Origin of the sequence: Micromonospora humida (assembly GCF_016901255.1) — a bacterium.
Classification (GTDB): Bacteria; Actinomycetota; Actinomycetes; order Mycobacteriales; family Micromonosporaceae; genus Micromonospora; species Micromonospora wenchangensis.
Genome location: NZ_JAFEUC010000013.1, coordinates 179,670 through 193,175, shown reverse-complemented (window position 1 = coordinate 193,175; position 13,506 = coordinate 179,670). Strand labels below are relative to the sequence as shown.

8 protein-coding genes are annotated in these 13,506 nt (G+C 74.9%); 5 read left to right on the top strand and 3 right to left on the bottom strand.

All coding sequences use genetic code 11. The features are described from left to right. Positions 1–48: 48 nt before the first annotated feature. The 5 genes from JQX11_RS24470 to JQX11_RS24450 are packed head-to-tail and all read left to right on the top strand — an operon-like array spanning position 49 to position 9,474. Positions 49–1,821, top strand: coding sequence for a carbamoyltransferase family protein (locus JQX11_RS24470; protein WP_204927299.1), 1,773 nt, complete (start codon positions 49–51; stop codon positions 1,819–1,821). Beyond that, on the top strand, positions 1,818–5,243 hold the full coding sequence (locus JQX11_RS24465; RefSeq protein ID WP_204927298.1) for a non-ribosomal peptide synthetase: 3,426 nt from the start codon (positions 1,818–1,820) through the stop codon (positions 5,241–5,243). The genes JQX11_RS24470 and JQX11_RS24465 overlap by 4 nt, the downstream gene beginning before the upstream one ends. Next, entirely contained in the window at positions 5,224–6,426 is a 1,203-nt protein-coding gene (locus JQX11_RS24460; protein WP_204927297.1) for a cytochrome P450, read from the top strand. Before JQX11_RS24465 ends, JQX11_RS24460 begins: the two co-directional genes overlap by 20 nt. Beyond that, the gene (locus JQX11_RS24455) at positions 6,427–7,734 is read left to right on the top strand and encodes an MFS transporter (protein WP_204927296.1); all 1,308 of its coding nucleotides are present in this window, start codon (positions 6,427–6,429) and stop codon (positions 7,732–7,734) included. Between the two features lie 45 nt (positions 7,735–7,779). Beyond that, positions 7,780–9,474 carry a condensation domain-containing protein gene (locus JQX11_RS24450; RefSeq protein ID WP_204927295.1) on the top strand — a complete coding sequence of 565 codons (1,695 nt, stop codon included), beginning with the start codon at positions 7,780–7,782 and terminating at the stop codon, positions 9,472–9,474. Positions 9,475–9,591: 117 nt separating this feature from the next. Here the strand turns inward: JQX11_RS24450 and JQX11_RS24445 are convergent, their stop codons facing one another. The 3 genes from JQX11_RS24445 to JQX11_RS24435 form a co-directional block, all read right to left on the bottom strand. Further along, positions 9,592–10,437 carry a hypothetical protein gene (locus JQX11_RS24445; RefSeq protein ID WP_204927294.1) on the bottom strand — a complete coding sequence of 282 codons (846 nt, stop codon included), beginning with the start codon at positions 10,435–10,437 and terminating at the stop codon, positions 9,592–9,594. Continuing rightward, positions 10,434–10,943, bottom strand: a complete 510-nt coding sequence (locus JQX11_RS24440) for a SigE family RNA polymerase sigma factor (protein WP_204927293.1) — start codon at positions 10,941–10,943, stop codon at positions 10,434–10,436. Before JQX11_RS24440 ends, JQX11_RS24445 begins: the two co-directional genes overlap by 4 nt. A 180-nt stretch (positions 10,944–11,123) precedes the next feature. Further along, the gene (locus JQX11_RS24435) at positions 11,124–13,487 is read right to left on the bottom strand and encodes a DUF4153 domain-containing protein (RefSeq protein WP_307826342.1); all 2,364 of its coding nucleotides are present in this window, start codon (positions 13,485–13,487) and stop codon (positions 11,124–11,126) included. Between the last annotated feature and the right edge of the window lie 19 nt (positions 13,488–13,506).

Below are 13,506 nucleotides of genomic sequence, written 5' to 3'. Positions count from 1 at the left end.
CGGCCGTCCGTCGGCCGACCCCACCCCTGCGAACGAAGGTTGACGACAATGCTGACGCTGGGATTCAGCGGCCTCGACCGCGGCACGGCGCTCAAGCGCGCGATACTCGGCGACGGGTGGCGGCGGGAACAACGGATCGTCCAGGGCCTGGACTCCGCGGCGGCGCTGGTCGACGAGACCGGGGTGATCGCCGCCGCCGCCCAGGAACGCTACGACGGCGACAAGGGCACCGGCCGTTTCCCCCGGGACGCGATCGACGCCTGCCTGCGGGCGGCCGGGGCGACGATGCGTGACGTCGCGGTCGTCGCGCACGGCTTCCGCTACGAACCGTCCCCGGTCTGGCAGCTCGACCACCTCTCCACCCGCTGGTACGAGGAGGTGTACGCGCAGCGCGTCCAGCGGGAGGTCTTCGCCGCCCACTACCCGCCGGCCGTCGGCGAACCCCGGTTCGTGCACGTCGGGCACCACGTGGCCCACGCCGCCAGCAGCTACTACCTCAGCGGGTTCGACGAGGCGCTGGTGGTGGTGGCCGACGGCATGGGCGAGCAGGAGTCGCTGACGGTGTTCGCGGGGCGGGGCGCGGTGCTCGACCCGCAGGGCAGCTATCCGATCATGAGCTCGCTGGGCATCCTCTACAGCGTCTTCACCCACTATCTCGGCTTCCAGCCCGGGATGGACGAGTACAAGGTGATGGGCCTGGCCCCGTACGGCGACCGGCAGCGCTACCGGGCCACCCTCGACGAGTTCGTCCGGCTCGACCCCGACGGCGGGTACGCCGTACCGCTGCTGTCGGCCAACAAGTCCCCGATGGAACGCGAGACGCACCAGGGGGTGCTGCGCCGGCTGGAGGAGAAGCTCGGGCCGGCCCGCGAGCCCGACGCGGAGCTGGGACAGCACCACATGGACGTGGCCGCCGCCCTGCAGGACGCGCTGGAACGCACCCTGCTGCACGTGCTGACCGAGTACCGCCGCCGCACCGGGCTGCGTCGGCTCTGCCTGGCCGGCGGGGTCGCGCTGAACTGCTCGGCGAACGGGGTGATCCTGCGCAGCGGCCTCTTCGACGAGGTGTTCGTCCAACCGGCCTCCGGGGACGACGGCACCGCGCTCGGGGCGGCCCTGGCCGCGCTGCGCGAGGCGCGGCCGGCGACGCCGACCGGGATGCGGATGCCGTACTGGGGGGACGGGTGCACCGCCGACGACGTCGCGGCGGCGCTGCGGGACCTCGGTCCGGGTTTCGAGATCCGCCGGTACGCCGAGGCGGACCTGGTCCGCGAGACGGTCGCGTTGATCGAGGGCGGGGCCACCGTGGCGGTGTGCCAGGGCCGGATGGAGTTCGGCCCGCGTGCCCTGGGCAACCGCAGCATCCTCGCCGACCCGCGCTCGCCCACCATGCGCGAACACCTCAACACGGTGGTCAAGCAGCGCGAGGAGTTCCGCCCGTTCGCCCCGGCGGTGCCGGTGGAGGACGCCGCCAGGTACTTCGACATCCCGCCGGGCACGGAGGCGGCGTTCCGGCACATGCTGATGGTCACCGGCGTCCGGGCGCCCTACCGGGACCGGTTGCCCGCCGTCACGCACGTCGACGGGTCGGCCCGGGTGCAGGTGGTGCACCGCGAGGACGCGCCGCTGTTCTGGGGGCTGCTGCGCGAGATGGGCCGGCGGACCGGGCTGCCGGTGCTGGTCAACACGTCGTTCAACCTGCGCGGTCAGCCCATCGTCCGGACCCCGGCCGAGGCGGTCGCCACCTTCGCCCGGTCCACCCTGGACGCCCTCGTCCTCGACGGCCACCTGGTCCGCCGCACCGCCGGGGGGCCCGCGTGAGCGTCGACCACGAGCCGGCGGCGGTCGACACCCCGCCGTACGAGGAGATCGTCCGGGCCGCCTTCGGCCAGGTGCTCCGACGGGCGGAGATCGCCCCGGACGCCGACTTCTTCGACCTCGGCGGGCAGTCCCTACAGGCCGTGGAGGTGGCGCTCGAACTGCGTCGGCGGATCGGCGTACCGGTCGAGATGGACCTGCTGTTCCGCTACCGACGGCCGGTCGACCTGGTGGCGCACCTGGCCCGGCTCGCGCCGCCGGCCCGCCGGGTGCCGGTCTCGCCGACCGAGGAGCGGCTGCTGTTCCTGGACCGGCTGCACCCGGACTCGCCGCTGTACTGCGTCCCGGTGCGGTACGAGTTCGCCGGTGCGGTCGACGCCGAGGCGCTGCGCGCCGCCCTGCAGGAGCTGGTGGACCGGCACGAGGCGCTGCGGACCTGCTTCCCGGCGGACGGGCGGAAACTGGTCCGGACGGCCGCCACACTGCCGTGGACGGTCGTCGACCTGTCCGGCGAGGAACCGGACCGGGCCGCCGCCGAGTCCCGGCGGCACCTCGACGCGCAGGCCCGCCGCCCGGTCCCCACCGACGTGCCGCCGCTGGCCCGCGCCTGCCTGGTCACCGAGCCCGGCGACCGCGCGGTGCTGCTGCTCACCCTGCACCACCTGATCGCCGACCAGCACTCGCTGGACCTGCTCGACAGCCAGCTCCAGCAGGCGTACGGCGCCCGGGTCGGCCTCGCCCGGGAGCTGCCACCGGTACGCCGCCGGGGCCTGGCCAACCAGCCCGACGCGGCGGAGTCGCTGGCCCACTGGCGGGAACAGCTCGCCGGGCTGGGCGGCCGGCTGGCGCTGCCGGCGGACCGGCCCCGACCCGGGGTGGTGGGCCCGGCGGGCGCGGTGATGACCGCGCCGCTCGACCCGGCGCTCGTCACCCGGCTGACCGACCTGGCGCGGGACTGCGCGGCGTCGGAGTTCATGGTGCTGCTCGCCGCCTACACGGCCTTCCTCAGCCGGGTCGCCGCGCCCGAGGGTACGACCCACGCGTCCGACGTGGTGGTCGGCGCACCGTTCGGCGGGCGGACGGTGGACGACGAGGACACCGTCGGCATGTTCGTCAACGTCCTGCCGGTCCGGGCCCGGATCGACGCCGACACCACCTTCCGGGACCTCGTCGCCCAGGTCCGTGCGCAGGTCAGTACGGCGCTCGCGTACCAGTGGACGCCGTTGCAGGAGTTGGTGGCGGAGCTGACCGACGCCGCCGGGCCGGACGGGAACCCGCTGACCCAGGTCGGCATCTCGCACGTCGACGACCGCGACTGGCGTTGGGCGCCGGCCGGCGCACCGGCCGTGCGGGAGGTGCTGTCCACCGGCACCGCCAAGTTCGAGCTGCTGTGGACCGTCACCACCGGGACGACGTCGGCGACGTCCGCCCTGGAGGTCGCCACCGACCTGTTCACCCCGGAGCGGGCGCGGGAACTGCACGCCACCCTGCTGGCCGACCTCGCCCGGCTCAGCGCCGCCCCGGACACCCCGGTGGCGTCGGGACCGTCGGTGGCACCGGCGGTCGCCCACGGGTACGTCCGTCAGCCCGCCGAGCGGCCGGTGCACGAGGTGGTGGCGCTGCGGGCGCGGGCCCACCCGGAGGCGGTCGCGGTCCGGCACGGCGACCGGGAGCTCAGCTACGGCGCGCTGGACACCGCCGCCGCCGGCCTCGCGGGGCGGCTCGTCGCGGCGGGCGTACGACCGGGGGACCGGGTGGCGGTCGTCGCCCCACGGGGCGCGGACGCGGTGACCGCGTTCCTGGCCGTGCTGCGCGCCGGGGCGGCGTACGTGCCCGTCGACGTGGCCCAGCCGCCGACCCGCAGCCGGGCGATCGGGCGGGACAGCGGGGTGCGGCTGGCGCTGTGCGAGCGGGGCCGCGAGGACCACGTGCCGCCCGGGGTGCCGACGATCGAGCTGCCCGGGGCGTTCGGTGCTGCGGTGGAGGCGGCCGGTGCTTCCGGACCGGTCGGGTCGTCGCACGTCCCGGTGACGGTCCGGCACCCGGCGTACGTCATGTACACCTCCGGGTCCACCGGTACGCCGAAGGGGGTGGTGGTGCCGCACGAGGCGATCCTGCGCCTGGTGCCGCACTCCAACTTCCTGCGGCTGGGGCCGGACGACGTCGTCGCGCACCTGTCGAACACCGCCTTCGACGCGGCCACCCTGGAGATCTGGGGCGCGCTGTGTGCGGGCGCGACGCTGGTGGTGGTGCCCCGCGAGGTCACCCTGTCGCCGTACCGGCTGGGGCGGTTCCTCGCCGAGACCGGGGTGAGCGTCATGTTCACCACGAACGCCCTGCTCAACGCGATCGTCACGCATGTGCCCGACGCCTTCGCCCGGCTCCGGGTGCTGCTGATCGGCGGCGACCAGTACGCGCTGGCGCAGATCCGCCGGATGCTGGCCGCCGGTGCGCCGCAGCACCTGGTCAACGCGTACGGGCCGACGGAGAACACCACCTTCTCCGCCGCGCACGAGGTCGTCCCCGCCGACCTGGACGGGGGCGTCATCCCGATCGGCGGCCCGATCGACGGCGGCTACCTGCGGGTGCTCGACGACCGGCTGACCCCGGTCACCCCCGGCGGCACCGGTGAGCTGTACGTCGGCGGGCAGGGGCTGGCCGACGGCTACGTGGGCGATCCGGGGCGTACCTGCGCGGCGTTCGTCGCGGACCCGTTCGCCGACGCGCCCGGCCAGCGGCTCTACCGCACCGGCGACCTGGTGCGGCTGCGGCCCGACGGGGACGTGGTGTTCCTGGGCCGCCGCGACGACCAGGTGAAGATCAGTGGGTTCCGGGTGGAGTTGGGCGAGGTGGAACGGGTGCTCGGCGACTGCCCGCAGGTGGGTGACCACGCGGTGGTGGCGGTCACCGACGCGGAACCGGTGGAACTCGTCGCCGTGTCGACGGGCCCGGCCGAGCCGTCCGAGGTGCGGGAGTTCCTGCGGGCCAACCTGCCCCCCTACATGGTGCCGGCGCGGTGCCACCGGCTGCCGGCCCTGCCGGTGACCCCCAACGGCAAGGTGGACCGGGCGGCGCTGCTGGCAGCGCTCGGCCGTGACCCGGACCCGGAACCGCCCGTCCCCGCCGACCCGCCCGTCCCCGACGCCGCCTCCCCGCCGGGGGACCCGGTCGCCGCCGGGCTCGCCGACATCTGGCGGGACCTGCTGGGGGTGACGGAGTTCGGCGCGGACAGCCAGTTCTTCGCGCTCGGCGGCACCTCGATCAAGGCCCTGCACCTGGTCGGCGCGGTGCACCGGCGGTTCGGTGTCGACCTGCGGATCGTCACCGTGTTCCGCCGGCCGTCCTTCGCCGACCTGGCCCGGGAGATCGCCGACCTGGTGCGGACCGAGCAGAGGGGGAACGGCGATGGACCTGGGCGACCCTGACCTGTACCTCGACCCCGGCCGGTTCGCCAGGTGGCGTCGGTACGCCGCCGACGACGCCGTGCTGTGGAGCGACGCCGGCACCTCACCGGGTGGCTTCTGGTCGGTCTTCTCGCTGGCCGGGTGCCGCGCGGTGCTGGCACCGAAGGCCGCGTTCACCTCCGAGTACGGCATGATGATCGGCTTCGACCGCGACCACCCCGACAAGGCGGGCGGCGGGATGCTGGTGGTCGCCGACGGCCCCCGGCACACCCGGCTGCGCAGCGTCATCATGCCCTTCCTGTCCAGGGCGATGGCCGAGTCGCTGGAGGACACCGTCCGGCAGGAGGTCCGCCAGCTCGTCGCGGACGCCGTGTCGGCGGGCGGCCTCGACGTCGCCGCCTCCCTCGGGCCGGTGATCCCGGCGAGCGTCGTCTGCCGCCTGCTCGGCGTGCCGGCGACCGACCGGGACATGCTGATCGAGCTGACCAGCCACGCCTTCGGCGGCGCGGACAGTTCCTTCGACCGGATGCCCCCGGACGCGGCGCACTCGGAGATGATCCTCTACCTCGCCGACCTGGTGGCCGAGCGGCGGCGCAGCCCGGGTGACGACCTGATCAGCGCGCTGGCCGGTGACCCCCGGTTCGACCTGCGTGAGGTCCTCCTGAACTGCGACAACGTCCTGGTCGGCGGCAACGAGACGACCCGGCACGCGATCGCCGGCTGCTTCCACGCGCTGGCCACCGCCGCCGGCACCCTGGACCGGCTGCGCACCGACCCGGACCTCGTCGGGCCGCTCGTCGAGGAGGTCATCAGGTGGACCTCACCCGCGATGCACGTGCTGCGGGTCGCCACCGAGGACGTCGAGCTGCCCGGTCAGCGGGTGGCCAGCGGCGAGGCGGTGGTGGCCTGGCTGCCGGCGGCCAACCGCGACCCCCGGCACTTCGCGGCGGCCGACGAGTTCCGTCCCGGCCGCCCGGCCAACCATCTGGGGTTCGGCTACGGCCCGCACCACTGCCTGGGGGCCGCGCTGGCCCGGCTGGAACTGCGGGCGCTGCTGCTCGCGCTGGCCGAGTTCGTCGACTCGGTGTCCGTGGTCGGCGAGCCGGTGCCGCTGCGCTCCAACCTGGTCCACGGCTACCGCCACCTGCAGGTACGGCTGGAACCCGTGGGCCGTGCCACCAACCACCGAGAGGCGCTGAGTTGAGTGACCGCGTTCAGGGACGCCCGGTTCCGTCGGCTGTACGTCGGCGACGCCCTGTCGGGCTTCGGGGACACCGCGCTGCTGCTGGCCCTCGGCATCTGGGTCAAGGACCTCACCGGGAGCAACTCGGCCGCCGGTGCCGTGTTCCTGGCGATGGGCCTGCCGGTGCTGTTCGCCCCGCTGGCCGGACGGCAGATCGACCGGGTACGCCGCAAGCCGCTGCTGATGGCGACCAACGCGATCGCCGGGCTGGCGGTGCTGGCGCTGCTGCTGGTCCGGACCGCCGACCACACCTGGATCATCTACGGCGTCGCCATCGTGCACGGCTGTGTCGCCACGGTGCTCATGGCGGGGCGCAACGCCCTGCTCAAGGACCTGCTGCCCGACAGTGACCTGGGCTCGGCCAACGCGGCGTTCGGCACCCTGTTCGGGTTCACCCGGATTCTCGCGCCACTCGTCGGTTCCGGCATCTACGCCGCGTTCGGCGGTCACCTGCTGGCGCTGATCGACGCGTTGACCTTCCTCGCCGCCATCATCGCGCTGGCCACGGTGCGGGTCGTCGAGTCGCCACCGGAACGCAGCGGGGAACGGTTCGGCACCGAACTGCTCGCCGGCCTGCGTCACATCCGGTCGGTTCCGCTGCTGTCCCAGGTCACCGTGGTCAGCGCCGTCGCGTTCGGGGCGGTGGGCTTCCTGGAACCGATCATCTTCGTGGTGGTCGAGGACGGGTTGCACCGGCCGGCGGCGTTCTTCGGGGTGATCGTCAGTGTCCAGGGGATCGGTTCCATCGTCGCCGGCTTCACCGGTGCGTGGCTGCTGCGCCGCGTCGGCGAGGCGAGGGCCATCGGCGGCGCCCTGATCGGCCTCGGGGTGGGCTGCGCCGCCCTGGCCGTCGGCGCGACAGCGGTGGTGCTGGGCGGGGCGGTGGGCATCGGGCTCGCGGTCACCTGGTTCTCGATCGGCTGGAACACCCTGCTACAGCGGCACACCCCGTCGCGGCTGCTGGGGCGGGCCTTCACCACGGCGGGGATGCTGGTGACGATCCCGCAGACGGCGGCCATCGGTGTCGCCGCCGCCCTCATCGTCGTCGTCGACCACCGGCTCCTGCTCGCCGTCCTGTCGCTGGTGATCCTGCTGGCCGGGCTGCGCCTGCTGACCCACCCGAAGCCGGCCCCGGAACCCGTCGCCACCGACGCCGACCCGGCACCCGACGGGGACGCGGCAGCCGACCGGGACGCGGCGTCGGCCGGCGGACCGGCAGCCGACCGGGACGCGGTGCCCGGCGGCGTGGTGCCCGGTCGCCGGGAGTGACCGGTCCCGTGTCCGCCCGATCCGTCCCGACCCGGGGGTAGCCAGATGACCACAGCCGAGACGTCGACCGCCGTACGGACGGTGCGGGTGCCCTTCGCCGGGCTCCGCTCGGGCCGGTGGCCGATGCCCCACGGTCAGAGCAACGTGTTCGACTGGTTGCCGTACGAGGGCAGCGGCGCGGTGTTCGTCGGGTACGCGGACCTGCCCGCCGGGCGTACCGTCGACGACGTCCGCGCGGCGGTCGGCGTGCTGGTCTCCCGCCACGAGGGACTACGCACGGTGTACGAGGTGGGCCCGGGCGTGGAACGGGCCCAGGTGGTGACCCGCGACGGGCACGTCGACCTGCTGCTGCTCGAACTCGGGTCCGGGGCGTACGACCGGACCTGGATCAGCGATCCGCCCCGCCCGTTCGACCACGGCGTCGAGTTCCCCGTCCGGATGGCGGTGACCACGGACGCGGGGGTGCCCGTCCGGGCCGTCTTCGAGTTCTCCCACGCCGTCGCGGACCTGGTGACCGCCAACCTCGTGCTGGACGAACTCGTCGGGCTCGTCGCGTCCCCCGCCGACCGCACGGTGGGCCCCCCGGTCTGGCAGCCCGCCGACCAGGCCGAGTACGAGCGGACCCCGCAGGCGCGGCGTCGGATGGCGAGGACCCTCGCCTACTGGCGGCAGCAACTGCACACCATCCCGCCCTGCCTGCTCTCGGTGCCGGCCCGTCGGGAGGGGCCGCCGGAGTTCCGCCTCGCGACCCTGCGTTCCGGGCCGGTCGCCGAGGCGATCGACGCGGTCGCCAGACGGACCAGGGTCACCCCGGCCAGCGTTCTCGTCACCACCACGGCGACCCTGCTGTCCTGGTGGACGGGCACCGAACTGGCCGCACTGGAGGCCCTCTACAGCAACCGCGCGCTGCCCCGGATGCAGAACTTCGTCGGCAGCATCGCGCAGAGTGCGCTGGTCCCGTTCAGTCCCGCCCCGTCGTTCCACGAGACCCTGCGCCGGACCCACCTGGCCATCTTCAACGCCTACCAGTACGCCTACTTCGACGCGACCGCCGTGGAGGAGTCGGTCCAGTCGATCGGCTCCCAGCGGGGCTGCCAGCGGCACCGGGACCTGGTGATCAACGACATGAGCAGCACCCGGGGCGGCGTCTTCGACGGGCGGGCGGGGGCACCGGTGCACGGGACCGAGGTGGAGAGCGGCCTGGACGCGACCACCACCGACCCGGTCCGGCTCACCATCCTGCACACCAGGCCCACCGTCGTGGTCGGTCTCACCCACGACGTCCGGCACGTGAGCACCGACGAGGCCGCGGCACTGCTGTGGTCGATGGAGCGCATCCTGCTGACCGCCGCCGACCGGGACGTCGACCTCGCCCGGCTGGGCGATCTCGTCGACCTCGACCCGGTGGTGCGCGGCCCGGAGTGGGTGGAGATCGACGCCGCCTGGATCGACGTCACCGCCAGCGAACAGGTGCTCCGGGCCGCGGCCGGCGACCCGACCGCCCGGATCGTCCTGCGTGGCGGGCCCGGCGGCACCCGGTCGCTCGTCGGGTACGCCGCCCCGGCGGATCCGCGCGTCGGCCCCCGGGAACTGCACGCGGCGGTGATGGCCACGCTCGGCGGCCGGCACGGCGCGATGGCCCCCGAGTCGTACGTCCTGTGTGCCCGCCCGCCGCACCCGCCCCGGGACGAGGCCGGGTGGCGGGCCCAGCCGATCCGCGCGGCGGGCACCGGCCGCTGACCGTACCGCCGCGTCGTCGCCGCGACCGGGCCCGCCGCCCGCGCCCGTCCGGGTCGACGGCACCCTGTCGCCGCGACCGGGCCGTCCCGGTCCGGCCGGCGGACCGGGGAACCGTGCTCAGCGCAGGTGGAACCGGCTGTCGGTGGCGAGGACCGCGAGTCGCTCCGGCGTGAACGGCAGGGCGGCGAGCTCCGGCTGCCCGTCGCCGAGCCGTCGGGACTGCGCCACGAAGACCACCGTTCCGTCCGGATGCTGGTACGCCGCCCACTGGTCGAACCGGTCGTCGGCGGCGGCGCGGACCACCACACCGATCCGCGTCGTGCCGACGTTCACCACCTCGCACGCGCCCGCCGTGACCCAGAACTGTCGGGCCAGTGGGCACGGCTCGGCCGGCAGCCGGTTGCCGGCGCTGTGCACCTCGACGAGCAACCGGCCCGTCCGCTGGCCCTGGCGGACGGTGGCCGAGGACGTGTAGCTCCACACCTCGACGCCGTCCACCCTGTCGTCGAACTGTGCCTGGTGGTCGCGCGACGGCGGCTGGCCGGCGGGCGGGTTCGCCGGGTCCGACGGCACGGTGTAGCCGGCCGGCACCACCGCGACGAGGTCGTCGAGCAGCCGGGCCGCCCGGTCGTACCGGGTGCCGGCCCGTGCCGTCCGGTCCTCCTGAGGCTGGCCGTCCGGGCCGGTCGGCCACACCGGCTTGGTGTCGTGCACCGACGGCGGCGGGACGGGGCCGACGCCCGGTGCCGCCGGGGTGAACCCCCCGGAGCCGGCCGCGCCGACCGCCCCGACCCCGGTCACCGCGAGCAGCGCCGCCGTCACGCCGGCCCCGGCCCAGACGGCACGACGGCGTACCCGGGCCCGGCGGCCGGTCCGCAGCGCGGTGTCCACGCTCAACGACGGTGGTCGGGCGGTGGCGGCCATCTCGGCCCGTAGTGCCTCACGCAGTTCTTCGCCGTTCATGGTTGTCCCTTCCGGGTGCCGCTGAGGGTGGGGGACAGGAGGCCACGCAACGTCTCCAGGCCGCGCGCCGACTGGCTCTTCACCGTCCCGGTGGAGCAGCCGAGCACCGCCGCGGTCTCGTCGACGGACTGGTCCTCCCAGTACCGGAGCACCAGCACGGCCCGCTGGCGCGGCGGCACGGCGGCCAGCGCCTGGAGCAGCACCAGCCGGTTCTCCGGCGAGTCCGGCGGTGCCGGCCGGTCGGTCTGCTCGCCACCCACCCGCTCCCGCCGCCACCAGCCGCGCCGTCGTTCGTCGAGGAAGGTCCGCACCAGGATCTGGCGTACGTAGGCGTCGAGCACCTCGTGCCGGGACACCCGGTTCCAGACCAGGTAGAGCTTCGTGAACGCGGTCTGTACCAGGTCCTCCGCCCGGTGCCAGTCGCCGCAGAGCAGGTACGCGGTGCCGCGCATCGCCTCCGAGCGTGCCGCGAAGTACGCCGCGAACGCCGTGTCGCGATCACCCATCCGGGCCTCCGATCCCCTTGTCGAGATAGTCACGCGGGGTCCGGCACCGGGGGTTGCCCGCCGGGGTGGAGTCGCCGCCCGCCACCCTGACGCCGCTGCCCGGCCCCGGCAGGCAACCGGGCCGGGCAGCGAGGTCCGCCCGGCCCGGGTCGGAAACCGGGGCCGGGCGGCGCAGGGTGGTCAGCGCGGGGTGCGCCGGGTCTTCGGCAGGTCGAACTGGTCGGCGGCCTTGCAGTCCTTCTGCCCGCCGACCGCGCGCGGGCCCAGCCGCTGCAACTCCGCACGGGCCCGGGTGCGGCCCAGGTTCCAGGCGTACCACGGGTCGGGCTCGGCGAGGTCGTCGTCGATCCAGCTCAGCGTGCAGCGGCGGATCCGGTCCGGCAGGTCGGCCAGGGCGGGGGTGGCGTCGGCGGAGAGCGCCCGCAGGTACCAGGCGTCGATCTTGCCGGACTGCTCGTACCGGGCGATGTTGCGGCGGGCCGCGTAGTCCTCCGGGTTGAGCACGGCCAGGCTGAGCAGCATCACCACGGCCAGCCCGACGGTGGCGCCGGGAATCCAGCGACCCCGCCACCGTACGCCCGCCACCAGGACCATCAGGAAGACCGCGCCGAGCAGCAGCTCGAACGCCATCACGAAGATCCGTTCCCCGGTGAAGCTGTAGACCTTCTGGTAGGTGTACATCCGGGACAGTGCCGACACGACGATCACCACGCTGAGCGCGCTGAGCAGCCCGAGCAGGGCCCGCAGCAGCACCCGTTCGGCCCGGCTCTCCCGCCGCGCCCAGCGGCTGACCCCGCCCAGCACGGCCACGGTCAGCAGGGTCACCACGGTGAGTTGCCAGAACCCGCTGCGCGCGTACTCGGCGTAGCTCAGGCCGGCGGTACGCAGGACGTGCCGCTGACCGCCGAAGAGCACGGTGAACTGCACCGCGACGAAACCGACGAAGAGCAGCGTCAGGGCGGCGATGGCCGGCGCCCACTCCAGGATGCCCAGTCGCCGCCGACCCTCCCGGTCGACGGTCGACAGGTCCGGCGGCGCGGCCAGGGTGTACGTGGCGGCGACCGCGATCGACCCACCGACGGCGGCCAGGAAGAGCCAGCGGAACACGGTGTCCACGTTGACCTCGGGCACCACCGCGCCGAGCACCTGGTCGAACGCGGCGTCGGCGGAGGACAGCAGCAGCCCGAAGACGAGCAGCACCACGGCGGTGGCGGCGACCGAGCCGACGACCCGGGGCACCAGTTGGCCGCCGCCGGTGGCGGTCACGTGCCGCCGTACCCAGGGCAGCCCACGTAGCGCCGCGAACGGGGCCGCGACCAGGCTGAACAGGATGGACCGGACCTGTCTTCCGCCCACGATCGCCAACGTCGCGCAGCCCAGCGCCCCGAGGACGCAGAAGGTCACCAGCCACCAGGCGTTACGGAACGCCAGCACGGCCAGCAGCGCCAGCGCGGCGGCCGCCCAGCCGCCCCGGATCAGCCGGTCGGTGCGGGTGAGCGTGTCGGCGTTGCGCCGGACGGCCGCGACCACCCCGACGGTGAGGATCAGCCAGCCGAGGAACCAGCCGATGCCGGTGCGGGTGAGCGGGACGAAGAACGCCACGCCCAACGCCCCGGCGAGCACCGCCGCCGGCACCGCCCAGCCGGTGGCGGGTGCGGGACCGGGCCACCGGGTGCTCAGGAACGACGGCGGGGGCGGGACCGGGGCCCAGGCCCCGGGTGGCCCACCCCACTGCACCGGTCGTCCGTCGGTACCGAACCCGCCGGGCCCCGGCCGGCCGGGGGCGGGCACGCCGGCCCCGGTGGGCGGTTGCTTGCCGGGGGGTACGGGCCGACCCGGACCGGACTGTGGGCCGGGCGTTGCCGGGGCGGTGGCCGGGACCGGGGCGGGTCGGCCGGTCGGGGTCGGCGCGTCGTCCGCCGAGCCCGCCGCGGTACGCGGTGCCGGCACGCCCACCGACCGGCCGGACCCGCCGGCTACCACCGCGTCGGCCGCCGCCTGGCCGGTCGGTGCCACCTCGGCCGCCGTCGGGCCGGGCGTTGCCGGGTCGGTCGTCGTCGGGGCGGCCTTCGTCGAGCCGGGCTTCGCGACGCCGGCCGATGCGGCGCTGCCCTCCGTGGCACCGGCTGGCGTGGCGCTGTCCTCCGTGGCACCGGCCGTCGCGGGGGCCGCTGCCACCGCGCCGGTCGCCGTCCCCGCAGGTGTCGCCGGGCCGGCCGGTGCCGCGCCGGCCGCTGCCGTGGCCGACGGTGGCCCGTCGGTGGCTGCCGCCGGCCCGGCCGAGGTCACCGGTGGTGCGGTACCGGTCGGGGTGTCGGTGGTCGCCGGCACCAGGGGCAGGAAGATCGCGTACCCGAGGGTGCCGTCCGGGACCTGGACCGGAATGGCCCAGCCGGGCTCGTCCGCCCGACCGGGCCAGCTGATCGCCGGCGGCATCCCGTCCCGGGCGGACATGGTCAACAGGTACGGCATCCCGCCGGCGGGCGGGGGTTCGGGCGGCGGGCTGCCCCCGGGGGAGTCTGACGTCGGTTCCGGCTCGGACACGTGCACTCCTTGATGCGGG

Coding starts and splice junctions, on each gene's coding strand:
- JQX11_RS24460 (WP_204927297.1), top strand. CDS start 5,224: ATGGACCTGGGCGACCCTGACCTGTACCTCGACCCCGGCCGGTTCGCC.
- JQX11_RS24450 (WP_204927295.1), top strand. CDS start 7,780: ATGACCACAGCCGAGACGTCGACCGCCGTACGGACGGTGCGGGTGCCC.
- JQX11_RS24440 (WP_204927293.1), bottom strand. CDS start 10,943: ATGGGTGATCGCGACACGGCGTTCGCGGCGTACTTCGCGGCACGCTCG.
- JQX11_RS24470 (WP_204927299.1), top strand. CDS start 49: ATGCTGACGCTGGGATTCAGCGGCCTCGACCGCGGCACGGCGCTCAAG.
- JQX11_RS24445 (WP_204927294.1), bottom strand. CDS start 10,437: ATGAACGGCGAAGAACTGCGTGAGGCACTACGGGCCGAGATGGCCGCC.